This is a genomic window from Micromonospora sp. NPDC004540 (assembly GCF_040610095.1).
Lineage (GTDB): Bacteria > Actinomycetota > Actinomycetes > Mycobacteriales > Micromonosporaceae > Micromonospora.
The window spans coordinates 1-25,160 of sequence record NZ_JBEXLR010000045.1 but is presented as its reverse complement, the minus strand read 5'-3'; the positions used below and the strand labels follow the sequence as shown (position 1 = coordinate 25,160).

Below are 25,160 nucleotides of genomic sequence, written 5' to 3'. Positions count from 1 at the left end.
CACCTTGGTCACCAGGTCGTCGTGGCACCCGCCCGCGCGAACCCACCGGCGGGCTGATCCCGTCAGCCGGCCCGCGGTCCAGCCAACTGAATCAGCCCGGTGAGCACTACGGGGTCCGGAACATGACATCCACCCAGTAGTTGTGCGGGGTCCCCTCGCTCGGATAGGCCGAACCTGCGCCGTAGCGGTATACGCCGCCGTTGGCCGAGGCGTGGAGCGGAGGCCGGTCGAGAGGGTTGTTGAAGGCGCCGACGGTCACCGCGTAGTAGCCGACCATCGTGTGATACGAGGCCACGTAGGTGGTCCCCGCCGTGATCGCGATCGGCTGAGCGAAGGTCACCGTCTGCCAGCCCGATCCGGACTCGTTCTGGAACGTCCCGCTGGCCAGCAGCTGCCCACCGGTCGTCCACAGCGAACCGGTGTGCACTCCGGTGTTCGCCGGGCCCTTGTAGAACCGCACACCGGTCACCACCCCGTTCACGTCGGACCGGAACCGGACCCCGACCTCCACCGCGGACCTGTCGTTCCAGTTCGCCGACGCGGGATTGTCGGCCGGGGTGAAGATGGTGACCGACCCGTCCGTGGGCCACGGCGGCGTTGTGGCGGTCGGGCTCGGCGTCGGGGACGGCGAGGGACTCGGCGACGGTGATCCGCTGGGACCCGGCGTGGGCCCACCTCCATCGGAGACGAACAGTGGCTCGACCCAGTAGTTGCTGGAGTTGTACGACTCGGTCGGGAAACCGGAGCTGGCGGCGTACTGGTAGACACCGTTGCTCCCCGCCGGGGCGGTGAGCGGCCCGTTGGTGTGTGGCGCGACGAAGAAGTTGCCGTCGGCGGCGTAGTGGCCTTCCGGCGCGAAGTAGGACACCACGTAGGTCGTGCCGGCCGTGATCGTCACCGGAGTGGCGAAGCGGGCGGTCTGCCAGCCCACTCCGGCGCTGTCCGGGAAGGTGACCCGCGCGAGCAGCGTCCCACTGGCCGACCAGAGGCTGCCGGTGTGCGGACCGGTGTTACCCGGTCCCTGGTAGAACCGCACACCCACGACCGAGCCGCCGGTCGACGCCACGAACTTCACACCGAGCTCCACCGACCTGGTGTCGTTGACGCTCGTCTCGCCGGGTACGGCGTCGGTCCCGAAGAGCTTGGCGACCGACGGGTCCAAGGCGGTGGTGAACGACCAGGTCCGCGGCGACTCCATGGCCTGGCCCTGGGTGTCCCCGGCCTGCACGCTCGCCCGGTAGACCTGTTCCGAGGCCAACACGGCCGCCGGTGTGAACGTCGCCGTCTTCGTGGCGCTGTCGTAGGAGGTGCTCCCGGCGACCGCACCGCCGCCGTCAGCGGTCAGGTTGAACTGGATCGTCGCGGGGTTCACCGCCTTGGAGAACACCACCGAGGGCCGCGTCGTGACCGGCACGTCGGTCGAATCCGGCAGCGGCAACGCCGACACCACCACCGGTCCCGCCGCGTTGCTGGACGTGAAGAGCACGTCCACGTAGTAGTTGGTGTCCTTGTAGCTGGCCGCGGGGAAACCGGCGCCCTCCCGGTAGACCCCGTTGCCGCCCGCACCCAGAGACCGTGGGGCGGTCAGCGGCGCCGAGACGAAGTCGGCCGCGGTGAAGAAGGACTGCTCGGCGGCGTAGTGCCCGTTGGGCGCGTAGTACGACGCGACGTACGTGGTGAAGGCGGTGACCGCCACCGGTGTCCCGAACGTGACCTGCTGCCATCCCGAGCCGGTCTCACCGGTGAACGTCGCTCTGGCCAACCGGCTGCCACCGCTCGACCAGAGGCTCCCGACATGCGTTCCGGTGTTGGTCGTGCCCTTGTAGAAGCGGATGCCGGTGATGAAGCCGTCGGTCTGCGGCTTGAACTTGACGCCGAGTTCGTACCCGCCGCCGTCGGCGACCGTCGGCGTCGGCGGGACGCGGGCACCGAAGATCGTGCTCGGTCCGGTCAGGTTCAACGAGAGGGTGGCCGGCTGCCCGATGTTGACGCTGTCGTCGATCGCCCGGACGAGGATGGCCTGGGTGCCCGCCCCGTTGCTGTAGAAGGGGTAGGACCAGGAGGTGGTGCCGGTGGCGGGGTGCCAGCTCGTGCCACCGTCGGTGGACACCTCGACCCCGGCGACCCGCCCACCGCCGGTGTCGCCGGCGGTGCCTTGGACGGTGACCTGGCTCCCGTTGGTCACGGAGGCGCCGGATGCCGGCGACGTGATCGTCGTCGTCGGCGCGATCGAGTCGGTGGAGGCGGTCGGGGTGACGAGCCCGCTCATCCTGGTGGCGGGTTGGGCGCCCATGTCGGCCAGGAGGTTGAGCGTTGCCTGTTGCATCCGCGGATCGGCCGGTTCCACCGTCCCGTCGTGCTGCTCGTCCAGGCCCCACGCCCACTGGATGGTGCCGGCCGAGAAGACCAGGGCGCCGCTGTCGGCGCGGTAGAGGGTGAGGTGGTGGGTCGTCGTGCCCGGGGTCACGGTGTTGCCGTAGTCGCGCAGGTATTCCGGCGTCGGTCCGACCGTGGTCGAGAGACGGATCAGGCCGGCGGGCCGGAAGCCGTTGTCGAGATCCTCGTTGGACTCGTAGCCCACCGTGTGCGGTGCGAGCGTGGCCGTCTGCCCGGCGGCGAGCGAGGCCAGGCCGGTGTCTCGCCACAACCGGTACTTGCCCTGCTCGGCCGGCACCTGGACGGCCAGGTCGGTGGAGTTGGACATGTAGGCGGTGCCGGTCAGCGCATTCTCCGGTCGGCCACCGTTCGACGGCGGGCTGAACCGGGGGTCACGCCAGGTACCCGTCCATTCGGCGGCCGGGTCGATCTTCGCGTTGTTCCACGTCTCCTTGTAGCAGACCAGGGTGCGATACGCCGTCGCGGAGCCGTCCTTGCTGGTCTCCCACCGGGTTCGCCAGTAGCTCTCGTTGCCGCTGAAGAAGGCGAGGTTCACGCCGGCGTCCCGAGCGGCCTCGACGTTGGCCCGCTGCTGGCCCGACCAGTACTCGTCGTGGCCCACCGACAGGAACACCTGGTGGTTCTTGATGAGCTCGCCGCGCCGGTCCGAGTCCACGTTGGTGGTGTAGCTGACGTCGTAGCCGTTGCGCTCGAGGAAGCGCAACATCGGGTACTCGTTGCTGAACAGGAAGTCCTCGGGGTTGTTCCCACGGGTGCCGAACGGACGGTTGTAACTGACCTTGTAAGCGCGTCCGTTGTTGCCACCGTGGTAGAAGTTCGAGCCGCCGTACATGTTGTAGGCGTGCCAGGTGGCGTCGGAGGTCTGGAGGAACAGCGCGGAGGTGCTGCTGTCGTCCCGCACGATGAAGGTGATGTGGCTGGTGTCGCCGTTGTCCGGACGCCTGAGCTTGGCGATGAAGACGCCCGACACCGTATTGGAGGGCACGGTCCAGGACGCGGAGACCGCCCAGACGCCGCAGTCGTAGATCTCGGTCGCCGGATCGGTGATGCAGGCCGGCTGGGATTGTGGAAGCTGCGCCGAGGGGGTGACGCTCGTGATCTTCCTGGCGCCGTTGCCGCCGTACCACCCCAGCCGGTAGATGTCGATCGTGTACGCCGACGCCGTCGTTTTGATCTTGAAGTTGATGGTCTGGCCGCGGTTGACGCTGATGTCGGTGGCGAACCCCTGAATGGAATCGTCGCCGGCTTCGAAGATGTCCCATTCCGCGGGGGGCGAACCGCTCTTGCTGTTCTCGCAGACGACCGGATTGACCAGCGGCGCGCACGGATCGGTGGCCGCGGTGGCCGACCCGGCCGTGATCCCGCTGGCGACCAGGGCCACCGCGAGGAATCCGCCACCGACAGCGAGCCGGATTCGGAATCGGGCGCCGGCGAAGCGGGCCGCACCAGGAACGGTTCTACGCGATGTACGGAAAGATGACTCGGTTTCCGACAGTTCGTCGTGCCACTGCTGCCGCCACCAGATCATGAACGGTCCACCCCCTCACTGCCACCCGGAAACCCACACTTCGCCGCTAACTCTAGGATCAGCCGGACCATAGCCAGTGGGAGAACCGCGCCACAATGCCGATTACGCCATGGGTCGCGTCAGGGTGGACGAGACGCCCTCCGCCGTTCGGTTCGCCATTTCCCACATCGGACTCCGACGGATTCGGTGACCGCATGGCGGACGGGCAACGCACCAAAAAGATCCAGTTAGTTGTTTCCGCAGGCGGCGGAGGTCGGGCAGCCGGATCGAGTAGTTATTCGAATCGATAAGCGGTCCGGTGCGGCAGCTGGGCCGAGGCCGCTCCGCTAATCCATGACACCCGGGCCGGTGGTCCGCACCTGTCTTGACGGATGCAGCAGCCGCCACATGGCGCCCGCGCAGCCGGTGAGCACGGCGAGCACTCCACTGAAGGTCGTGAAGGCCAGAGCGTCGAAGGTGCCCTCGGCCACCATGGCGATCACCTGCACCGCGATGAGGCAGCCGCAGAGGTGCCGGTCCGCCACCACGGTGGCCCGCCGATAGGCGATGACGGCGAGCACGATCGCGGTGAGGTGCAGGCCGGCGAGCGTGGCGATCCCCACGACGCCGCCGCTGACCGCCTGCCCCAGCCACTGGTTGTCCAGGAAGGTGTAGAGGGTCGGGATGAAGGTCCCCTGCCCGCGGCCGAACCACGGCCGTTGGCTGAAGAAATACCCGACGATCTCGTAGTCGTCCTTGCGACCCTGCACGCTGGGATCGCTGTTCCAGCCGTAGAACAGTCCGGCGACCGAGCCGAGCATGCCGGGCCGGACCACCATCATGGCGGCCAGCAGCCCGAAGAAGGGCAGCACGAGGTTGTAGCGGACTCGCCAGGACCACACCGGCAGCATGACCACCATGCCGACGACCAGCGCCAGGGTCCCGGTGCGGGACTGGGTCATCGGGATCACGGCCAGGATCGTCACGGCGGCGACGGCCCCCCATTGGCGGACCGCGCGCGACGCGGCGAACCGGGCGACGTGCACGGCGAAGGGCAGCACCATGGCCATCACCGCGGCGAATTCGATGTAGTGCGCAGCCGTGCTCGCCACGCCGAGACGCTCCGAACCTGCCGCCGGGATCCCGGTGCCGTAGTCGCTCAGCGAAATCAGCCCCGGGACCCGGATGTACACGGTCAGATCCAGCGCCAGGGTCGACTGGAGCACCCCGATCGCGGCCATCCCGGCGGCAGCGAACACCAGAGTCTGGATGACGCCGTCGATCCGACGGCGGTTCGGCACACCGTCGGCAAAGGCCACCATCGGCCCGAGGAATGCCAGCGCACCGAGCAGGGCACGCTCTGCCCCGCTCGCCTCGATGCTGGGCATGCCGCGGTACAGGCCCGCGACGTACGAGGCCAGGTAGCTCGTGAAATATGCGATGGCGGCCCAACGCAGCGGTTGGGGACCACGCGTGGCCAGGCGCTGATGGGTACGGGACAGCATCCAGATGGTCGCCAGCGCGGCGCCCATCAGCGTCGCGGGGCGGCCGAGATCGCTGAACTGCGGGACGACCAGCCCCGCGGGAAGCAGAAGCGCCAGCGTCGCCAGGAGGCTGAGCAGGAAAGCCACGTCAACCAGGTGGCGGCGCTGCCGCGACGCGTACGTTCCGGCGTCGAGCCGGGACGGATCAAAATCGACCGAAGTGACGGTCAAAGCCGGTCCGCCCCATGCGGCCCCTCGTCGCCACGCACGGCCGGACGGTGCAGTCGGTCGGTCCCGGCGAAAGGCAGGACAGAGGAATTGTCCCGCGGCACGGCAGGGCCGGCGGTGGCGGGCGGCGCGTCACGCCTCGACCGCCGGTAGTCGAGCACTGTGGTGGCCTCGTCGACCGCGGCCCGCGGCGCGGCGTCGGGGCCTGCGGACGGACCGTGGCCGCTCCGGTGGTCGGCTCGCCCGGCTGCCTGCCCGGCAGCCGTGGGCGGTGCTGACCACGGCCACGCCGGTGCGGGCTGGGACCGCTCCACCGGCAGCCCCGGACGCCTGATCCACGGGGACTGGGTGAGGTCGTCCTGGTCCCCCACCGGCGGCCTGTCGCGGCTGCCGCCCGACCGAGGCACAGGCGGGCCGGCCGCGGTTCCGGTTGGTCGGCGGCGCAGAGCATCCACGCCCAGGCAGATCGAGACCGTGAGAATCAGACCGATCGCCACGACGACGATGAGCATGCGCTTCTTCGCCGAACTGAGCACCTCGATGTTCTGCCCCGAGTCGAGCACCTCAGCGGTGATCGCCTCCCCGCCGTCGACCCCGTACGGCGCCTGAAGCCGCCTCAGCTGCTGGCCGAGCAACCCGATCAGGCGGTCCAGGGTCGCCCGGGCCTTCTCCGGGCTGGGGGCCACCACCTCGGCCTCAACGATCGGCAGCTGCGTCCCACCGATCGTCACAGTGAACTCCTCGGAAAAGCCCGCCCTGGCGAACTCTCGCTTCACATCGGCCCGCCCGGCGTAGATCACCAGCGCATCCGCGAGCGAGTAGACGTTCCAGGGGCTCACCGTCTGGGGCGCCGTGGTCGCCTTCGGATCAACCGCTCGCTGCTGGCTCGGGGGCAGCAGCGTGAGGTGCCCGGTCGCCTGATAGTCGGAACGGACCGTGGAGACGACGTAGAACGCCACCAGTGCGCTCACCAACAGCATGGGCAACGCGATCCAACGACGGCGCCACAGCACCTTGGTGACATCCCAGAGATCCATTCGGCCCTCCGTCGGCCCCGCGAAAATTTTGTCGTGCGTAGACGACGCTGGCAATGCCGGCCGAAGTGTCAATCCCCCACCGCCGCAGCGATCCGGGCACCATCATGCCCCGTGACGGGCCTCCGCGGTAACACCCGAACCGCCCTGTCGCAAAACCGACGAAGGATTGTGAGTCGTCGAGCGACGGGGAGAATTTCGCACGATCCCCCGTTATCAGGAGCGAGGATAGCCGGATGCGCATCGGATTTGCCTGTCTGTGGGATTCACACGCCCCGTCCACCTGGTCCGGCACCCCGTGGCACCTCCGTGCGGCGCTGCGCCGGCAGGCCGACATCGCCGACGTGGGGGTGGAGGTGCCGCAACCAACGCGGCTGGCGCTGTCGGCCATGCACCCGCGCTGGCGGAACGGTCGACTGAGCACCATGTGGGAGCAGTCCAGGACCGGGGACGCGTACTGCCGGATCAAGATTCGGGGCCGAGCGAGGCGGCTCGGCTGCGACGCGGTGCTGCAGATCCAGGACCTGACACCGCTGGATGTGCCGTACTTCGTCTACCAGGACATGAGCTTCGACGCGCTCATCAACCTGGTCGATGCCGGCCAGCCGATCTTCCGGCGACTGTCCCGGGATGAACTGTTCCGCCGGCGCGAGCGACAACACCGGGTGTACGAGCGGGCGGCCGGTGTCTTCGCGATGAGCCACTGGCTCGCTCGCAGCCTGGTCGAGGACTCCCACCTGCCCGCGACGAAGGTGCATGTCCTGCACCCGGGACTGCACCTGGACACGCGGGCCGGGTTCGCCGCCGACCAGCCACCACCGGTCCGGCCCGGACCACGGCGACGGCTGCTCTTCGTCGGCCGCACCTTCCACAGCAAGGGTGGGGATCTCGCGGTGGAGGCGCTGCGCATCCTGCGGCGGGACGTCGACCCGGCCATCACGCTCACCGTGGCCGGACCGCCGAGCTGGCCGCTTCCCGGGCAGGTACCCGACGGCGTCGACTTCCGGGGTGCGATCTCGCGCCACGAGGTGGCCGTCCTCTATGACACGCACGACCTGTTCGTGCTGCCCACGCGCATCGAAGGCTTCGGCCTCGTGTTCGCCGAAGCGCTCGCGCGCGGCCTGCCATGCGTCGGTCGCGACGCCTTCGCCATGCCCGAGATGATCAGGCCCGGTGTCAACGGCGGGCTTCTCAGTAAGGACGACCCGGCCGAACTCGCCAGTCTGATCGCCACGATCCTCGGCGATGACCGAATCTATTCAAGCTGCCACGCCGGCTCGTCCGAAGTGGCCTCTTGGTTCTCCTGGGATCGGTCGGCCGGCGAGGCAATCAACACGATCGCAACGACTCTCGGCCGAACAGCCACAACAACATCCACCCCCCGTCGAAACCTGTAAGCAAGCCGACACGCCGCGTACGCGAATGTACTTGCTGTCGAGCGGTGCCTAGATGAACGTGAGCACGTACTCCATTCTCATCCGTCACGGCGAGGACGGTCGGCCAACAAATGAGCCGGCCGCTCGACGAGGGGAGCCGAGTTGCGTGCAACGGAAACCAGCCCGAATGGCCGCGTAAGACGGCCGAACGTCACCATTCTCATCGCGAACCTCCCCGCCGAGCGAGATCGGCGCGTCATTCGTGAATGCCTCTCGCTCGAGGAGAACGGGTACGACGTGACCGTGATCGCGCCACGCGGCGAAAAGGGCCTGCGCGTTCTGCCCGGCAGCCGGAACACCCGACTCAAGCCCTACCCAATTCCGGTCTACGGCTCCGGGTTGCTGTCGTTCGCGATCGAGTTCGCCTGGTCATTCCTGTGCATCACGGTGCGCCTGCTCGGCGAGATCTGCCACGGACGGGCACAGGCCGTGCAGGTGTGCAACCCGCCGGATGTCTACTGGCCGCTCGCGCTGCTGCTGCGCGCACTGGGCCGGCCATGGGTGTTCGATCACCACGACCTGTGTCCGGAGATCTACGCCACGCGCAGCGACGGCCGGCCCAACCCCCTCGTGTACCGGACCCTCGTCGCCCTGGAGTGGCTGACCCTGCGCACCGCGACCGCGGTGGTGGCGACCAACGAGTCGTTCCGGGCGAACGCCCTGCGTCGCGGGGTCGCGCCCGACAAGGTGACCGTCGTCCGCAACGGGCCCGCCAGCCGGGAGATCGCACCAGGCCCGGCCCCGGTGGAGACGGAGGGCGGCGTCCACCACATCGTGTATCTCGGCGTACTCGGCAAGCAGGACCACGTCGCCGGGGTCGTCCACAGCGCGGCGGAGCTGGCTCGGCTCCGGGGACGCAGCGGCTGGCGGGTCACCATCGCCGGCGACGGCGAGACCCTGGCGGAACTGCGGGAGCTCGCCGACACGCTGGGCCTGGCCGATCTGGTCGAGTTCCCCGGCTGGTTGGACGGTCCGCAGGTGGACGCCCTGCTGCAGAGCGCCACCGTCGCGATCCAGCCCGACCTGCCGACGCAGATGAACGACCTGTCGACAATGGCCAAGACGGTGGAGTATGTCAGCCGGGGCGTGCCGGTGGTGGCGGTGGACCTCGTGGAGACGAGACGTACCGCGGGCGAGGCGGCGGCGTACGTGCCGACCGGCGATCCGGCCGAGATCGCGGCCGCGGTCGACGCGCTGCTCTCTGATCCGCAGCGACGCGCCGCCATGCGCCGGACAGCGCTTGCGCGCTTCGCCGAAGAGCTGTCGTGGGAGCACCAGAGCGTCGCGTACGCGGCCGTGTGGAGGCGGGTGCTTCCCCACCGTCAGCCGGCTTCCGCTGTGGTGTCCGCCTCCGCGTCCGACACGGTGTCCGTGCCCGCCGGGCCGGAGCCGTCGCCGACCGTGGAGCCGGTGCGCCGGTGACGACGAGCGTGGTGATCGCCGCCCACAACGAGGCGCGAGTGCTGGGCCGGTGCCTCGACACGGTGCTCGCCGACGCCGAGCCGGACGAGCTCGAGGTGATCGTGGTGGCCAACGGCTGTACCGACAGCACCGTGGACGTGGCGCGCCGGCGTCGCGGTGTGCGGGTCGTCGTCCTGGCGGACGCGTCGAAGGCGGGCGCGCTCAACGCCGGGGATGCGGCGGCGACGGGCTTTCCGCGTGTCTATCTGGACGCCGATGTGGCGGTCACCGCGGCGGGCCTGCGCGTGCTCGCCGCGGCGCTCGAGGAGCCGGGGGTGAGGGCGGTCACCGCGCGCCGTGAACTCGACACCGCCGGCTCGTCGATGGCCGTGCGCGGCTACTACGCCATCAACCGCCACCTGCCCGCATTCCGGGGTGCCCTCTTCGGCCGCGGCGTCGTCATGCTCGACGCATCGGCGCGAGCCCGCTTCGACCGCTTTCCGGCGATCATCGCCGACGACCTGTTCCTCGATTCCCTGTTCGCTCCGCAGGAGCGGCGTGAGGTGGCGGCCGTGGCCAGTCGGGTGGTGGTCCCCCGGCACGCCCGCGACCTGGTCCGGCGGCTGGCACGGGTGCGGACGGGCAACCGGGCCCTGCGGGCCACCTCCGCCGGCGTCCGCCCACCGGTCCGGTCCTCGTGGCTGCGCGATGTCACACTGCCACGCCCGTGGCTGCTGCCGGCCGCCGTCTGCTACGTCGGCATCATCGCCGCCGCCGAACTGCAGGCGCGGCGGGGAGTCGGCTGGGCGAAGGACGAGTCCTCGCGGGGGGTGGCGTCGTGACGCCGAGCGTGAGCGTGCTGATGGTGTCCTATCAGACCCGCGAGCTGACTCTGCGTGCGCTCCGCGGTCTGCGCGACACCTGCGTCGACACGCCGTACGAGGTGGTGGTGGTCGACAATGCCTCCACCGACGGCGCCGCGGAGGCGGTGGCCGCTGCCTTCCCTTCGGCGACGGTGGACCGCCTGTCGGTCAATGTGGGTTTCGGCCGGGCCGTCAATCGGGCCGCGACTCATGCCCGGGGTGAGTGGCTGCTGCTGATGAACCCGGACACCGAGCCCGTCGGGGATGTCGTCACCGCCCTCGTCGCCCATGCGGCGGAGCACCCGGAGCACGGCATCTACACCGGCCGCACCCTGCACGTCGACGGCACCGACGACTTCCGCTCCTGCTTCGCGCTGCCCAGCCTGCGTGGCTATCTGGCGTTCGCGCTGGGTCTTTCCACGATCGGTCGGCGGGTGCGCTGGTTGGGCCGCTGGTTCAACCCGGAGGAGCTGCCCGGCTACGACCGGACCCAGCCGCGCGAGGTGCCGGCCGTCTCCGGCTGCCTCATGCTGATCCGCCGCGATCTCTTCACCGAGCTGGGTGGGTTCACGCCGGACTATTTCATGTACAGCGAGGACATCGATCTGTGCACCCGGTCCGCCGCGCTCGGCGCCTCCCCCGTGCTCGTGCCCCACGCCCGCCTGCGGCACCTCGGCGGAGCCTCCTCCTCCACCTCGAACAAGACCATGATGGTGCTGCGCGGGAAGTGTACGTACGTGCGGCTGCACTGGCCCCGACGCCGGGCGGCTGCCGCGCGGGCGCTGCTCGTGGTGGGCGTCGGCCTGCGTGCGTCCATCGGGGCCCTGCTGCGACGCGAGAGCGCGTGGCGGACGGTGTGGCGCAACCGCGGGGCGTGGTTGCCGGGCTGGCCGGCAGTGCCGGGCGCCGGGATCGAGCCGGGCAGGACGATCACCCCGGGTACCGCGACGGCCACGCCGGTCAGCCCGCGCTGACCGGCGTCTGCTCCTCGGCGGCCACGGCGAGGTTGACCAGGAAGCCCACGGTGGCGGCGTCGGCGCCGTGACGGCCGGCGAGCAGGCCGTTGAGCCATTCCTCGCGCACGATTCCGATCCGCAGCGCCGGCTCCGCGAGCTCCGGATGCTCCCGCCAGTGACTGACCACGAGATCGGCGAGCGCCGGGGTGCCGGCGGCAGTCTGCGCCTCACGGCGGGCGAACTGGAGAAGCTTCTCCCCGCCACGCCGTAGGTACCTGGCCACGGAGTATTCGGCGAGCGCCCGGGGCACGTAGCGGCGGGGCAGGCGCTTCGGTCGTACGCCGGTGGCGAGCGGCACGAGGGCCAGGTCGCGGTCGAGCCGCTCCAGAACCCGGGCCGCGAAACCGGATCCGCCACGGACGGAGGGCGGCACCGTGTGGGCGATGGCGAGAAACCGCGGGTCGAGGTAGATGCTCACGATGGTGCGGTCCAGGCAGGCCCCGGAGAAGTTGATACCGACCCAGCGGTGCACCCGCTCGTTCAGGAAGAAGTGGTCGATCGCGGTGAGCCAGTCGGTGTCGTAGGCGGCGAAGGCGGCGCGGATCTCGGCGATCCCCTGAGCCTGCGCCCGCTCGGCGAAGTGCGGCACGAGCGCATCCGGGTTGACGGCTTCGTTCGTCATGAACCACCACCGCGCCAGCCGGTCGACCAGCGCCGGATCGGGCCGCGGGTGCTGCCGCTGTCCCATGTGGTAGCTACCGCGGGAGATCTCGCCCCCCTGCCCGTTGATCCGTACCCCCGGCTCGACCTGGCTCTCCACCCAGTCCAGCACGCCGAGCGCGACGGGGTTGCCGACGGTGTCGTGACGCCGGGCCGCGGCCATGACGAGTTCGTACGCGGCGGAAGGCGGTAGCGCGCCCAGCCGGGCGAGGTCGATGACCTGGTGACGCGTGCCGTAGCGCGTGGCGAGGGCACCGGCGATCGCGGCGTCGGCGCTACCCGGGGCGGCAAGGGTGAGGGTGCGCAGACCGGCGCGGCGCGCCGGCGGGACGGCGGCGAAGAGCAACCGGCTGTCGAATCCGCCGGACAGTTCGAAGACGGTGTCGGGGTGCCGATCAAGGCAACGCTCGACCGAGCCGCGCAGCAGGTCGGCCATGGCGGTGACCGCGTCGGCGGGGTGCGGCTCGTCGGCGGCGGCTGCCGCGTACCGACTGATCTCCAGGACGCCCTTCGCCAATCCGGTGCGGGTGCCCGCCGGCAGCTTCCGCACGCCCTGGAACGGCGTGGCCTCGCCGAGATAGAAGCCGGTGACGGCGAACGCGGCCAGCGCGGAATCGTCCACCGGAGCACCCGCGAGGCGGGCGAGCTCCAGCGCGGAGGTCGAGACGGCCGCCCAGCCCTCGCCCTGCACGGAGTAGAGGTGACGCAGGCCGACATGGTCGACGGCGGCGACGAACTCCGTGGCGGTCAGCGCCGCCGCGGCGAACGGAGCGGCCAACTGCCCCAGCGCCGCGCCGGACAGCAGCCGCGCGGCCAGTTCGGTCGAGTCGACCGGCCGGAAGTCGTGATCGCGCGGCCCCCGAGAGAGCGCGAAGACCTGCACGTCGAGGCCGGACGCGGAACCCGGCTCCGCGGCCCGGGTCCAGACCTTGCCACCGTCGAAGGTGTGGCACTCGGCCAGCCCACCGAAGGGCGCGACCGGGCTCGGCGCCGTGCATCCGGGCGCGGCCGTCACCGCCAGCAGGTCCCTGCAGAAGTGCACGTGTCCTCCTCGGTGCCGACCCCGGACAGCCGACTCTATCCATGCGTCGGGGTCCTGACCGGCGAACCGTCGGGACAGATATCCGACTTCGGAAATGCGCTGGTCATACCGCACCGCTGGTTAGGGTGAAGCCCTCGGACCAGGCGGGAGGCATCGGTGACCACTGGCTCGACCAGGACGGCCGGCTACCAAATGGCCCGTGCGGCGGGACGTTATCTGACCCGCCCGGTCGGCACGATCCGCGCGGTCGCGACGGACGCTCCGCACGTCGTGCTCACGTACGACGACGGCCCGGATCCCAAGGGCACGCCGCTCGTGCTCGAGGCCCTCGCCGACTTCGGCGCCACCGCCACCTTCTTCGTCCTTGTCGGACGGGCCCGCCGCCACCCCGATCTGCTCGCCGAGCTGATCGCAGCCGGGCACGAGGTCGCCCTGCACGGCCTCGACCACGTCCGTCTCACCGGCGTTCCGGTACCCGAGGTGCTGCGACGCACCCAGGCCGGCCGGGCGGAGTTGGAGGACCTGACGGGGACGCCCGTACGCTGGTTCCGAGCGCCGTACGGTGCGTTGCTGCTGCCCCACTGGCGCGCGGTGCGCCGGGCCGGCCTGATGCCGGTGGTCTGGGGAGCGACGCCCGGCGACTGGCGGCACGTCTCCGAGGAGACCATGGCGCGCGACGCGCTCGCCGCCAGCCGCCCTGGCGCGATCGTGCTCGCCCACGACGGGCACGCCGGGCCGGATGACGGGGTGGACGACGGCCCGCCGCCACCGATCGATCGCGGCCTCCTCGCGACGATGATGCTCACCGGTCTCGACGAGCAGGGCCTCGTCGGGCGGTCGTTGAGCGACGCGCTGTGTCAGGGCACGGCGGCGCGCTGGGCGTGGTTTGTCCGCTAGCTGATCCCGGTCCTCGAAGGGATGTAGATGGCCTCCGAACGCGAGCCGAGGAGCGACCCGGCCACGCTGCCGTGGATCGTGCTCTGCGCCGTCAACCTCTGGACCGGCACGGCTCGCACCGACCGGCACATGGCCACGCAACTCAGCCGCTATGCCCGGGTGCTCTGGGTGGAGCCTCCGGTCTCCGTGGTGACTCCTGCCGCGTCCCGCTATGGTGCGTCACGGGGATTCCGGCCCAGGCTCATCCCCGAGGATCCACGCATCACCCGGCTGGTGACCGTGGCGCAACCGTTCTACACGCGCCGGCTGATCCGGCTCGCCACCCCGGCACTGGTACGCGCGCAGATCCGTTGGGCGCTACGGCGGCTGCGCGTGAGGCCCGCCGCCGTCATCACCTTCTCCGCGACCGACCTGCTCGGGCGCTGGGGCGACGACGTGATCGACGTGCTCTACGCGACCGACGACTTCCTGGCGGGCGCGGACCTGCTCGGCATCAGCGCCGCCGACATCGCCAGGGAGGAGAAGGCGGCCCTGTCCCGCGCCGACCGGATCGTGGCCGTCTCTCCGGTGCTCGCCGACAAATGGCGGGCCCGGGGGGCCGACCCGGTGCTCGTGCCGGGTGGGGTACTGGCCGAGGCGTACGCCGATGTGGAATCGGCGTCGCTGCCGGACGACGTCCGCCTGCCGGCTCCGGTTGCCGGGGTCGTCGGGCACCTTTCCGACCGGATCGACATCGGGCTGCTGGAGGCGGTGGTCGACGGGGGCTCCTCCCTGCTGCTCGTCGGCTCCCGTGACGAGCGGTGGGAGCCCGAGCGCTTCGCGAGGCTCACCGCACACCCCCGCGTGTCGTACGTCGGGCACCGGCCCTTCGCCACGCTCCCGTCATATCTGAAGATGATCGATGTCGGCCTGACGCCGTACGTGGACAACGCCTTCAACCGGGCGTCGTTTCCGCTGAAGACGCTGGAGTACCTCGCGGCGGGCAAGCCGGTGGTGAGCACCGATCTACCTGCGATCCGCTGGCTCGACACCGACCTGATCGAGGTCGCTTCCGCTGCGGCGCAGTTCTCCGCCGCCGTGCGCACGGCGGCGCTTCGCGCCCGACAGCCCGACCTGGTCGCCCGCAGGCGCCTGTTCGCCGCGGGACACTCATGGCCACGGAGGGCGCGGACGGTGGCCGAAGCGATCGGCCTCATCCCGGCCGGCGGAGTCGCGCAGGCGGAAGCGTCCTCGGCCGCCGGCTGAGGCGGACCGGGTGGGATCAGGCATTCGGGGCACGACAGGCGATCAGCGACTTGGTCATGCCGAGGTAGCGCTCCGACCGGATCGTCGAGTCCGGGAAGTAGTGCCGCATCTGCGTCCGGTCGAGCAACTCCGTCCAGAGCACGCTGCGCGTCGCGTCGAGCCGGTTTCCGGCCGGGTTGTACGCCAGCGGCCAACGCTGAGCCAGCCAGGCACGGCCGGCGGTCGGCAGGAACTGCATGCCCGGAGCCAACCAGTGCGGCTCGACCGGAAAGAAGCGGTACGGCGTCTGCACCCAGTGCGCGTCCGCCAGGCTGTGCACCGACTCGGCGAAGCGCAGCCGGCGCTCGTGCCCGCCGACGTGCTCGAGCACGGAATTCGAGAAGACCAGGTCGTAGCGGCGTCTGGCGATGTGCTCGGGCAGGCCGCACGCGTCCCCGTGGTCGAGGGCGGCCCACTCGGGCAGGCCGCCCGACATCGGCTCCAGATTGACCACGTGCACGTGCTTCGGGCGGACCGGCGCCCGAAGCCACGTGTCCAGCCGGCCACCGAGGTCGATCACCGACATGTTGGCGAGGTCGGGAAAGGTCTCACCAAGCCACCGTGCCCGGGCTTCGCGGCGGCGCGCGCCCCACGAATCGGGGGCGTCGACCAGCCGCGATCGCAGCGAACGTACGTTCACGCCGCCGAGATTAGCGGGAAAGTCACCGCCTTGTGGCCGGCCATCGCGATCCGACGGTCAGCATGATCCGGACGTCCGGCCAGGCCGGCTTAGCGGCTGAGTCGGCTGGTGAGCCGGCGGCCGACGCCCGGAGGAGCGGGGCTCGCGCTCACGGACGGCCCAGGGCCCGATACTCCCAACCCGCCGCGCGCCAGCGCGCCGGCTCCAGGGCGTGCCGGCCGTCGACGATACGCCGCTTGCCGACCACGGCGCCCAACGCCGCCGGGTCGATCTCCCGGAACTGGGACCACTCGGTCAGCAGCACCACGACGTCCGCGCCCGAGGCCGCGTCGAAGGTGCTGCGTCCATATTCGAGGGCGGGACAGGCTCGGCGGGCGTTGTCCATGGCAACCGGATCGAACACCCGCACCCGGGCCCCCAGCTGGTGCAGGGTGCTCGCGACATCGAGGGCGGGTGCGTCCCGGATGTCGTCGGAATCCGGCTTGAACGCCGCACCGAGCGCCGCCACCCGGACCCCGCGCAGGTCACCGCCGGCGAGTTCGCGTACCAGATCCACCGTGCGCGCCCGGCGTCGGTGGTTGATCTCGTCGACGTCGCGGAGAAATCCCACCGCGTGACCCACGCCCAGTTCCTCGGCGCGATGCAGGAACGCTCGGATGTCCTTGGGCAGGCAGCCGCCACCGAAGCCCAGCCCGGGCCGCAGGAACCGGCTGCCGATCCGGGCGTCGAGGCCAAGCGCCACCGCCAGGTCATGGACGTCGGCTCCGATGGCTTCGCACACCTCCGCCATGGCGTTGATGTACGAGATCTTCGTGGCGAGGAACGAGTTGGCGGCCACCTTCACCAACTCGGCGGTCTGCAGGTCCGTCACCACCACCGGGCTGCCCTGACCGATCACCGGCGCGAACACCTCACGCAGCCGTTGCTCGGCCCACGGCGAAGAGACGCCGAACACCAGCCGATCCGGCTGCATGGTGTCGTCGATCGCGAAGCCCTCGCGAAGGAACTCCGGGTTCCACGCCAGCTCCACGTCGTCACCCGCTGGCGCCACCGATCTGATCAGGTCGGCGAGGCGAGCCGCGGTGCCCACCGGCACGGTCGACTTGCCCACCACCAGCGCCCGCCGCCGCACGTCCCGGGCCAGTGCGGTCACTGCCGCGTCGACCTGGCTCACGTCGGCCGCGAACGACCCGGCCCGCTGCGGCGTCCCCACGCAGACGAAATGGACGTCGCCGAAGTCTGCCGCCTCCGGGAAGGAGGTGGTGAACCGCAACCGCCCCGATTCCAACGCCTTGACGAGCAACTCGGGCAGCCCGGGCTCGAAGAACGGCACCTCACCCGAGGCCAGGCGCGAGATCTTCGCGGCGTCGACGTCCACGCCGAGAACCTGATAACCCAGGGCCGCCATGCACACCGCGTGGGTGGCCCCCAGGTAGCCCGTGCCGATGACGGTGAGCCTGGGGCTGGTGGCAGCGACCGGTTCGGCGTACTCGGTCGTCATATACTCCTCCAAACGGGTGCGGTCAGTAGGCTCCGGAGCTTCGGATGACGGCGCTGAGCGTGCGGGCCAGGATCGCCAGGTCCATGGTCAGCGACCAGTTCTCCACGTATGACAGGTCGAGCCGGATCGATTCCTCCCACGACAGGTCGGACCGGCCCGAGACCTGCCACAGCCCGGTGAGCCCGGGCTTGACCACCAGGCGCCGGCGCATGTCGGACGGATAGTTGGCCACCTCACGAGGCAGCGGCGGCCGTGGCCCGACCAGGGACATGTCGCCCTTGAGCACGTTGACGAGCTGCGGGAGCTCATCCAGCGACAGCCGGCGCAGCCACCGTCCGACCGGCGTGACCCGGGGGTCGTGCCGCATCTTGAACAGCTCGCCGTCGGTTTCGTTGCGGTCGACCAACTCCGCCAGGCGTGCCTCGGCGTCCACGTACATGGTGCGGTACTTGTAGATGGTGAACGGCCGGCCGTTCTTACCCACCCGCACCTGGCGGAAGACGGCGGGACCGCCGGCCCCCGGGCCGGTCCGCACCACCAGGGCGATCACCAGCAGCATCGGGGCGGCGAGGATCAGCAGTGCGAGCGCTGACACGCGGTCGAAGACCTCTTTGACGAACCGCCGGCCACCCTTCAGCCGAGGATGCTCGACGTGCAGCATCGGCAACCCGTCCACCGGGCGGACCGTGGTGCGGTCGCCGGCCACGTCGACGAGATTGCTCGCCACGATGAGGTCCACGTCGTCCCGTTCCAACTGCCACCCGAGGCGGCGCAGCGCCGCTCCCGCCATCTCCGGGCAGGAGAGCACGACCACGGTGTCCGCACCCACGTGCGCCACGGCGGTCGCCACATCCCCGAACGTCCCGAGGACCGGCGGCAGGCCGGGCTCGCACCGCTCCACGGACGCGGCCGGTTGCGGCAGGCAGGCGCCGACCACGCCGAGGCCGTGGAAGCGCTCGCGACGCAACCGCTTGGCCATCTCGGCGACGGGGAACTCGTGCCCGACCAGAAGCACCCGGTGCAGCCGTTCGCCACGTGCCCACGAGCGGTGAAGGCGCCGACGAGCCAGGTACCGCATCCCGACGCCGGCCACGATGAGCAGCGGAGTCACGATGATCAAATATCCCCTGGCGAGCGGGAATTCGAACGCGAATGATGCAACCGCCAGGCCGGCGGTAAGCGCGAGTCCGGATTGGAATACCCGAGCGTACTCGTCATTCCCCACGAAGAGATGACGTGATTCATACGCTCGGTTGAGGGTGAGGGCGACCATCCAGGCAAACGGCAGAGCCAGGGTGACCCACAGATGGCCGCTGTTGTGGGACTCGACCGTCGGCGAGCCGAACCGGACGACCAGGGCCACGGCCGCGGACGCCAGTCCGACCATCAGGTCGAGCACGCACAGTGTGGCGACGTATCGGGCCTGCCAGCCGGTCCGGGTTGGCGCCTCAGAATGTCCTGACGGCGCTGATGCGCCGTCCCGAATTGCCCCTTCGTCAACGACCTGCGCTACATCCAGCAATGCACACCGTCCCCCACGTACGCAGGGCCACCAGCCGTTTGCCCCGACGGCTTGTCGTCCAGCCCGAGTTGCCACGGAACCCGCGAACACTTCACATCCGGGCGCCCCATGCCGGGGATGTGAAGGCGGGTCCGACTAAGCTAAGAGCATGCTGAGCATCCACTCAGTGCGCCAGCGTCGCTTTCGGTATTTCTAAGTCAAAGTCGAATTGCCGACAAGGCGTCGGCCGCCCGGTGCCGGGCACGGCACCGGACCGGCCTTTCACAATGGTCCGTCCAGTTGACCGCGACAACCCGGTCGAGTGACCGGGCACGACTTTCGGGCGTTGTCGGATGTGATTGCCGACAGCACATCAGGATGACACCGTTCGGCCGGTAGCCTCCGCCACATGCGCGGAATCCTTCTGGCTGGTGGCACCGGTTCTCGGCTCTGGCCGATCACTCGGGCGGTCTCCAAGCAGTTGATGCCGGTGTTCGACAAGCCGATGATCTATTACCCGCTCTCCACATTGGTGATGTCCGGGGTACGCGAGATCCTGGTTGTCACCACACCTGAGGACCAGGCCCAGTTCCAGCGGCTGCTCGGTGACGGCAGCCAGTGGGGCCTGCGGTTGGCGTACGCCACGCAGGCCCGCCCGGAGGGCATCGCACAGGCGTTCCTGCTGGGCGCGGACTTCATCGGCGACGAGTCGGTCGCGCTGGTCCTCGGCGACAACATCTTCCACGGCGTCGGCCTCGGACGGCAGCTCGCCGACCACGCCGACCCGGTCGGTGGGCGGGTCTTCGCCTACCCGGTGGCCAACCCGCGCGAGTACGGGGTGGTCGACTTCGACGCCGCCGGGCGGGTGCGGTCGATCGAGGAGAAGCCGGCGCGACCGAGGTCCCGCTACGCCGTGCCCGGCCTCTACTTCTACGACAACCGGGTGGTCGACATCGCCGGCAAGCTCACCCCGAGCGCGCGAGGCGAACTGGAGATCACGGCGGTCAACGAGACCTACCGCGAATGGGGAGAGCTCTCCGTGACGGTGCTCGACCGGGGCACCGCCTGGCTGGACACCGGCACCTTCACCTCGATGATGCAGGCCGCCGAGTTCGTCCGGGTCATCGAGGAACGCCAGGGCATGAAGATCGGCTGCGTGGAGGAGGTCGCCTGGCGGGCCGGCCTGATCGACGGCGACCAGCTGCGGACGTTGGCCGAGCCACTGTGCAGGAGCGGATACGGCGACTACCTGCTCGGCCTGCTGGACCAGCAGAACGGCCGGGAGGTGCGCCGATGAAGATCCGGCCGTTGAGCATCGAAGGGGCCTGGGAGATCAGGCCGCAGCAGCACGGCGATCCGCGCGGGTTGTTCCTGGAGTGGTACCGCTTCGACCGGCTCGCCGCCGTGGTCGGCCATCCGCTGCGGCTCGCCCAGGCCAACCTCTCGGTCTCCGCGCACGGCGTCGTCCGTGGCATCCACTTCGCCGACGTGCCCCCCGGCCAGGCCAAGTACGTGACGTGTGTCCGGGGGGCGGTCATCGACGTGGTGGTGGACGTCCGGGTGGGCTCGCCGACCTTCGGCCGCTGGGAGGCGGTCCGTCTCGACGACGACGACCGTCGCGCGGTCTACCTGAGCGAGGGCCTGGGGCACGGCTTCTGCGCGCTGACCGACGACGCCACCCTCAGCTACCTCTGCTCCACCACGTACAACCCCGCCGCCGAGCACGCCGTGCACCCGCTCGACCCCGAGCTGGCGATCAGCTGGCCGACCGGGACGCCGCTGCTGTCGGCTCGGGACGCCGCAGCCCCGACCCTGGCCCAGGCGAGGGCAGCGGGCCAGCTCCCGGACTACCCGACCTGCCGGTCCCAGCTGGCCGGCCGGAACTTCGGTACGACCCCCGCCCCGACGGAAGGTAGTCACCCGTGAGGATCCTGGTCACCGGCGGAGCCGGATTCATCGGGTCGGAGTACGTGCGGATGCTGCTGGGCATGCCCGGTGGCGACGCTGCCGGGGTGCCGGCCGTCGAACCCGCCGTGGTGACCGTGCTGGACAAGCTCACCTACTCGGGCAACCTGAGCAACCTCACCCGGGTGCGGGAGGACCCGCGTCTGCGTTTCGTGCCGGGTGACATCTGCGACCCGGCGCTGGTCGACGAGGTGGTGGCCGGTCACGACGTGATCGTCCACTTCGCGGCGGAATCCCATGTGGATCGCTCCATCATCGGCGCGGCCCCGTTCGTCACCACGAACGTGCTCGGCACCCAGACGCTGCTCGACGCCGCGCTGCGGCACGGCGCGCACCGGTTCGTGCACGTCTCCACCGACGAGGTGTACGGCTCCATCGACGAGGGCTCCTGGACGGAGACCTGGCCGCTGTCGCCGAACTCCCCGTACTCGGCGTCCAAGGCCGGCTCGGACCTGCTGGCGCTGGCCTACCACCGTACCCACGGCATGGACGTGGTGGTCACCCGCTGCTCCAACAACTACGGGCCGTACCAGTTCCCGGAGAAGGTCATCCCGCTGTTCGTCACCAATCTGCTCGACGGTGGCACCGTCCCGCTCTACGGCGACGGCGGCAACGTCCGCGACTGGCTGCACGTGCACGACCACTGCCGGGGCATCGCGATGGTCCAGGAGAAGGGCCGCGCCGGCGAGGTCTACCACATCGGCGGTGGCACCGAGCTGACCAACAAGGAGCTCACCGCCCGGCTGCTGGCGGCCTGCGACGCCGGATGGGACCGGGTCGTGCCGGTCGCCGACCGCAAGGGCCACGACCGCCGCTACTCGCTGGACATCAGCAAGATCAGCGCCGAGCTGGGGTACGCCCCGAGCATCGACCTCGAGCGCGGCCTGGCGCAGACGGTGCGCTGGTACCGGGACAACCGGGCCTGGTGGGAGCCGCTGAAGTCGGCCACCAGGTCGGCCGCCGGATGAGTCGGCTGCTCGTCACCGGCGCCGGCGGCATGCTGGGACGGGACCTGCTGGCCGTCCTGGGTTCCCGGGAGGACCTCTCGGTCACCGCCACCACCCGCGCCGACCTCGACATCACCGATCCGGAGGCGGCGCGGGCCGCCGTCTCCGGGCACGACGTGGTGATCAACGCCGCCGCCTGGACCGACGTGGACGCCGCCGAGACCCAGGAGACGGCGGCCACCGCCGTCAACGGCGACGCGGTCGCGAACCTGGCCGGCGCCTGCGCCGCGAGCGGCGCGCGCATGATCCATGTCTCCACCGACTACGTCTTCCGCGGCGACGCCACCACCCCGTACCCGGAGGACGCCCCGACCTCTCCCGTCAACGCTTACGGGCGCAGCAAGCTGGTCGGCGAGCTGGCCGTGGCCCGGTTGCTCCCCGAGAGCGGCTACACCGTGCGCACCGCCTGGCTCTACGGCGCACACGGACCGAACTTCGTGGCGACCATGCTGCGCCTCGCCGGGGAACGCGAGCGGCTCGACGTGGTGGACGACCAGCGCGGACAGCCCACCTGGTCGTACCGGCTGGCGGAGCGGCTCGTCGCGCTGGCCGACGCGGCACTGGCCGGCCGTGCCGCCCCCGGCGTCTACCACGGCACCGCGTCGGGCGAGACCACCTGGTACGGCCTCGCCCGCGCCGCGTTCACCCTGCGCGGCCTCGACCCCGACCGCATCCGGTCCACCACCAGCGACCGCTTCCCCCGCCCGGCAATTCGCCCCAGCTACAGCGTGCTGGCCCACGACCGCTGGACCGCCGCGAAGCTCCAGCCGCTTCCGGACTGGCGGACGAGCCTCACCGAGGCACTCTCTTCCGGCACGTTCCCCTAGCCGGACAGCTCCAGCACGTATTCCTCGACCTCGGCGCCGCGGCTCTCGGCGTACCCCGAGTCCTCGCCGACCACGACGAAGCCGCACTTGCGCAGCACGGCGAGGGAGGCGACGTTGTCCTTGGCGGCGCGGGCGTGCACCGGCCGCTGCGGCAGCTCACGCAGCAGCGCGGCGAGCGCGGCGGTGGCGTGGCCCCGGCCCCAGCGGGCGCGGTCGATCCAGTAGCTGACCTCGGTGCGCTCCCCCACCGGGAAGGCGGCCACGCGCCCGACCACCGTGCCGTCGACGGTCACGGTGCGGTTGACGATGCGCGGGTCGGCCCGGATGCGCGCCCAGTGGGCGTCGAAGGCGGCCCGGTCGGCCGGGTCCTTCGGGCCGAAGGCGGCCATCCAGTTGGCCTGCGGATCCTGCTCGTGGGCGAAGAACGCGGGCAGGTCCTCGTCGCGTACCGGGCGGAGCCGCACCTCACTGGTCATGGCCGGAGGATACGCGGGCACCCCGACAGGACCGGGGCGACGGCACGTTCACCCGGCCGATGGACCGGCGCCGGGATCGGCGCCGGACGAACCGGGTGGGAGCAGAGGATCCACGGGTGAACAGGATGCTCCAGCGCCCGCGGAGCCGGGCACTTCCGATGCGTACCGTCCGAGCCCGTGTCATCGGCCCGACGGCGGCCGGCCCGCGTGCCCTCGGCCCGACGGCGGCCGGGCCGCTGGCGCTCGCCGTGGCGGCGATCGGCGCGGTGGCGATCGGCCGGCTGGTGATCGCCCGCCTGGCCGTCCGCCGGGCGGTGATCCGTGAGCTGCGGATCGGCCGGCTGGAGGTGGACGACCTGGTCGTCCACCGGCATTCGGCAGGTCAGCCGGTCGGCGGCAGGGCCGTCGGGTAGCCGTAGAGGTCCAGCAGCCGCACCCGGGACGCGTGGAGCCGGTCCACCACGACGCTCATGAAGCGGGTGGTGAGCTGCCGCCCGAGCGCGTCGTCGGACTCCATGAGCCGGCGCACCCCGGCGGCGCTGAACTCGACCGCGGTGCTGCGCTGGGCGGCCACCGCGCCGAACTGCCAGCGGTAGGGCGGGAAGAGCCACGACCAGCCGAGCACCCCGCCCGGGCCGATCGTCTCGATCCCCACGTCGCCGCGGCCCGGCACCGGGAAGTCCAGCGCCACCTGGCCGCCGCGGACCAGCCAGAACCGCTCGGCGGGCTGCCCGGCGCGGAACAGCCGGTGCCCGGGGTGCCAGACCACCGGTCTGGCGTAGCCGGTCAGCGGGGGCAGCCACTCCTCGGGCAGCCCGGCGAGGAAGGGATGTACGCGGAGCATCTCCAGCGGGGTCATCGGTCGCTCGCTTCCCACGGCGTCCCTGGTCGGGGCGGATCGTCCCGGCTCCAGCTCACACCCGCCCGGCCCGAACCGTCAGGGCCGTTGGTCCCGAACCGGCCAGGTGCAAGGCCTCTGCCGGCGGGATGCCGACCGGAGAACCCTGGAGGTGGACGAAGGAGGACGTGATGACCGACAGATCCGGCGCTCCCGTCGTGGTGGGCGTGGACGGTTCCCCCACCGCCCTGCACGCGGTCCGGGTGGCCGCGCGGGAGGCGGCCGCCCGGCACCGACCGCTGCGGGTGGTGCACGCGTTCCGGTGGCCGCTGCTCGCCACCCCGCTCGGCCCGGTGGCGGCCACCCTGCCGCACGAGGAGCTGCGGCAGGAGGCGGACACGGTGGTCGCCGAGGCGCTCGACGAGGCGCGCAAGGTGGAGGCCGAACTGCCGGTGACCGGCGCGGTGCGCGACGGAGCCGCCGTCCCGGTGCTGCTGGAGGAGAGCCGGGACGCGGCGCTGCTGGTTCTGGGCCACCGCGGGCTCGGCGGCTTCGCCGAGCTGCTGGTCGGCTCGGCAGCCGTCGGGCTCTCCGCCCGGGCGGACTGCCCGGTGCTGGTCGTCCGGGGCGAGCCGCGCGCCGACGGTCCGGTCGTGGTCGGGGTGGACGGTTCCGCGCTCTCCACGGAGGCGATCGGCTTCGCGTTCGCCGAGGCGGCGCAACGCGGCGCCGACCTGGTGGCGGTGCACGCCTGGCTCTACCCGGCGCCGGTCGGCCCCGGCGACATCGTGCCGCTGGTGTACGACCCGGAGCAGCTGCGCGCGGAGGAGGAGCGGGTGCTCGCCGAGGCGGTCGCCGGCTGGGCCGAGCGCCACCCCGAGGTCCGGGCACGGCGGAAGCTGATCGCCGCCGCCCCGGCGGCCGCGCTGGTGGCGGAGTCCGCCGACGCGCAGCTGGTCGTGGTCGGGGCGCACGGCCGGGGCAGCCTGGGCGGGCTGCTGCTCGGCTCGGTCAGCCACGCGGTGCTGCACCACGCGCGCAGCCCGCTGGCCATCGTCCGGCGGAGGGCCTGGTGGAGGCCATGCGGGCGGCCGCCGAGTGCAACGCCGCCGTCAAGGGTGGCGCCGACGACCGGGCGTACGCGCTGGAGCGGGCG

At 70.9% G+C, this 25,160-nt stretch carries 20 protein-coding genes and 1 pseudogene; 12 read left to right on the top strand and 9 right to left on the bottom strand.

Going from position 1 to position 25,160, the window contains the following annotated elements:
• Positions 1 to 106: 106 nt before the first annotated feature.
• From ABZV78_RS16990 to ABZV78_RS16980, 3 genes are all read right to left on the bottom strand, one after another.
• Positions 107 to 3,778: a DUF4082 domain-containing protein gene (locus ABZV78_RS16990; protein ID WP_355639505.1), complete on the bottom strand. Its 3,672-nt coding sequence runs from the start codon at positions 3,776 to 3,778 to the stop codon at positions 107 to 109.
• A gap of 473 nt (positions 3,779 to 4,251) precedes the next feature.
• Positions 4,252 to 5,619, bottom strand: a complete 1,368-nt coding sequence (locus tag ABZV78_RS16985) for an O-antigen ligase family protein (RefSeq protein ID WP_355639503.1) — start codon at positions 5,617 to 5,619, stop codon at positions 4,252 to 4,254.
• Positions 5,616 to 6,653 carry a hypothetical protein gene (locus ABZV78_RS16980; RefSeq protein ID WP_355639501.1) on the bottom strand — a complete coding sequence of 346 codons (1,038 nt, stop codon included), beginning with the start codon at positions 6,651 to 6,653 and terminating at the stop codon, positions 5,616 to 5,618. The genes ABZV78_RS16985 and ABZV78_RS16980 overlap by 4 nt, the downstream gene beginning before the upstream one ends.
• Before the next feature lie 233 nt (positions 6,654 to 6,886).
• On the opposite strand from ABZV78_RS16980, the gene ABZV78_RS16975 reads away from it, so the two are divergent.
• The 4 genes from ABZV78_RS16975 to ABZV78_RS16960 all read left to right on the top strand — a co-directional run bounded on the left by ABZV78_RS16975 (position 6,887) and on the right by ABZV78_RS16960 (position 11,324).
• Positions 6,887 to 8,047: a glycosyltransferase family 4 protein gene (locus ABZV78_RS16975; protein WP_355639499.1), complete on the top strand. Its 1,161-nt coding sequence runs from the start codon at positions 6,887 to 6,889 to the stop codon at positions 8,045 to 8,047.
• Between the two features lie 141 nt (positions 8,048 to 8,188).
• On the top strand, positions 8,189 to 9,508 hold the full coding sequence (locus ABZV78_RS16970) for a glycosyltransferase family 4 protein (RefSeq protein WP_355639497.1): 1,320 nt from the start codon (positions 8,189 to 8,191) through the stop codon (positions 9,506 to 9,508).
• Between the two features lie 8 nt (positions 9,509 to 9,516).
• The gene (locus ABZV78_RS16965; RefSeq protein ID WP_355639495.1) at positions 9,517 to 10,329 is read left to right on the top strand and encodes a glycosyltransferase; all 813 of its coding nucleotides are present in this window, start codon (positions 9,517 to 9,519) and stop codon (positions 10,327 to 10,329) included.
• Positions 10,326 to 11,324: a glycosyltransferase family 2 protein gene (locus ABZV78_RS16960; RefSeq protein ID WP_355639493.1), complete on the top strand. Its 999-nt coding sequence runs from the start codon at positions 10,326 to 10,328 to the stop codon at positions 11,322 to 11,324. The genes ABZV78_RS16965 and ABZV78_RS16960 overlap by 4 nt, the downstream gene beginning before the upstream one ends.
• Here the strand turns inward: ABZV78_RS16960 and ABZV78_RS16955 are convergent.
• A complete protein-coding gene (locus ABZV78_RS16955; protein ID WP_355639491.1) occupies positions 11,311 to 13,068 on the bottom strand; it encodes an asparagine synthase-related protein in 1,758 nt (585 codons plus the stop codon). The two genes, ABZV78_RS16960 and ABZV78_RS16955, sit on opposite strands and share 14 nt — an antisense overlap.
• A gap of 156 nt (positions 13,069 to 13,224) precedes the next feature.
• Here ABZV78_RS16955 and ABZV78_RS16950 point away from each other — a divergent pair, with 156 nt between their 5' ends.
• Both ABZV78_RS16950 and ABZV78_RS16945 read left to right on the top strand, forming a co-directional pair.
• Positions 13,225 to 13,965, top strand: a complete 741-nt coding sequence (locus ABZV78_RS16950; protein ID WP_355639489.1) for a polysaccharide deacetylase family protein — start codon at positions 13,225 to 13,227, stop codon at positions 13,963 to 13,965.
• Positions 13,966 to 13,992: 27 nt separating this feature from the next.
• On the top strand, positions 13,993 to 15,210 hold the full coding sequence (locus ABZV78_RS16945) for a glycosyltransferase (protein ID WP_355639487.1): 1,218 nt from the start codon (positions 13,993 to 13,995) through the stop codon (positions 15,208 to 15,210).
• Between the two features lie 16 nt (positions 15,211 to 15,226).
• Here ABZV78_RS16945 and ABZV78_RS16940 read toward each other — a convergent pair whose 3' ends face one another.
• The 3 genes from ABZV78_RS16940 to ABZV78_RS16930 form a co-directional block, all read right to left on the bottom strand.
• Positions 15,227 to 15,889, bottom strand: a complete 663-nt coding sequence (locus tag ABZV78_RS16940) for a class I SAM-dependent methyltransferase (RefSeq protein WP_355639485.1) — start codon at positions 15,887 to 15,889, stop codon at positions 15,227 to 15,229.
• Between the two features lie 148 nt (positions 15,890 to 16,037).
• The gene (locus tag ABZV78_RS16935; RefSeq protein WP_355639483.1) at positions 16,038 to 17,390 is read right to left on the bottom strand and encodes a UDP-glucose/GDP-mannose dehydrogenase family protein; all 1,353 of its coding nucleotides are present in this window, start codon (positions 17,388 to 17,390) and stop codon (positions 16,038 to 16,040) included.
• A gap of 22 nt (positions 17,391 to 17,412) precedes the next feature.
• A complete protein-coding gene (locus tag ABZV78_RS16930; RefSeq protein ID WP_355639544.1) occupies positions 17,413 to 18,777 on the bottom strand; it encodes a sugar transferase in 1,365 nt (454 codons plus the stop codon).
• Positions 18,778 to 19,300: 523 nt separating this feature from the next.
• Here ABZV78_RS16930 and rfbA point away from each other — a divergent pair.
• The 4 genes from rfbA to rfbD are packed head-to-tail and all read left to right on the top strand — an operon-like array spanning position 19,301 to position 22,690.
• Positions 19,301 to 20,188: a glucose-1-phosphate thymidylyltransferase RfbA gene (gene rfbA, locus ABZV78_RS16925; RefSeq protein ID WP_355639482.1), complete on the top strand. Its 888-nt coding sequence runs from the start codon at positions 19,301 to 19,303 to the stop codon at positions 20,186 to 20,188.
• Positions 20,185 to 20,817 carry a dTDP-4-dehydrorhamnose 3,5-epimerase family protein gene (locus ABZV78_RS16920; RefSeq protein WP_355639480.1) on the top strand — a complete coding sequence of 211 codons (633 nt, stop codon included), beginning with the start codon at positions 20,185 to 20,187 and terminating at the stop codon, positions 20,815 to 20,817. The genes rfbA and ABZV78_RS16920 overlap by 4 nt, the downstream gene beginning before the upstream one ends.
• Positions 20,814 to 21,824 (top strand): dTDP-glucose 4,6-dehydratase, encoded by a 1,011-nt coding sequence (gene rfbB, locus ABZV78_RS16915; RefSeq protein ID WP_355639478.1) that lies wholly within the window; start codon positions 20,814 to 20,816, stop codon positions 21,822 to 21,824. Before ABZV78_RS16920 ends, rfbB begins: the two co-directional genes overlap by 4 nt.
• Positions 21,821 to 22,690, top strand: a complete 870-nt coding sequence (gene rfbD / locus ABZV78_RS16910) for a dTDP-4-dehydrorhamnose reductase (protein ID WP_355639476.1) — start codon at positions 21,821 to 21,823, stop codon at positions 22,688 to 22,690. The genes rfbB and rfbD overlap by 4 nt, the downstream gene beginning before the upstream one ends.
• Here the strand turns inward: rfbD and ABZV78_RS16905 are convergent.
• Positions 22,687 to 23,166, bottom strand: a complete 480-nt coding sequence (locus ABZV78_RS16905) for a GNAT family N-acetyltransferase (protein ID WP_355639474.1) — start codon at positions 23,164 to 23,166, stop codon at positions 22,687 to 22,689. The genes rfbD and ABZV78_RS16905 overlap by 4 nt on opposite strands.
• A 158-nt stretch (positions 23,167 to 23,324) precedes the next feature.
• Between ABZV78_RS16905 and ABZV78_RS16900 the strand changes: the two genes are divergently transcribed.
• Positions 23,325 to 23,579 carry a hypothetical protein gene (locus ABZV78_RS16900; RefSeq protein ID WP_355639473.1) on the top strand — a complete coding sequence of 85 codons (255 nt, stop codon included), beginning with the start codon at positions 23,325 to 23,327 and terminating at the stop codon, positions 23,577 to 23,579.
• Here ABZV78_RS16900 and ABZV78_RS16895 read toward each other — a convergent pair.
• On the bottom strand, positions 23,549 to 24,025 hold the full coding sequence (locus tag ABZV78_RS16895) for a cyclic nucleotide-binding domain-containing protein (protein WP_355639471.1): 477 nt from the start codon (positions 24,023 to 24,025) through the stop codon (positions 23,549 to 23,551). The genes ABZV78_RS16900 and ABZV78_RS16895 overlap by 31 nt on opposite strands.
• Positions 24,026 to 24,195: 170 nt before the next feature.
• On the opposite strand from ABZV78_RS16895, the pseudogene ABZV78_RS16890 reads away from it, so the two are divergent.
• A pseudogene (locus ABZV78_RS16890) lies at positions 24,196 to 25,065 on the top strand (universal stress protein); the annotation flags it as partial.
• Positions 25,066 to 25,160 lie beyond the last annotated feature (95 nt).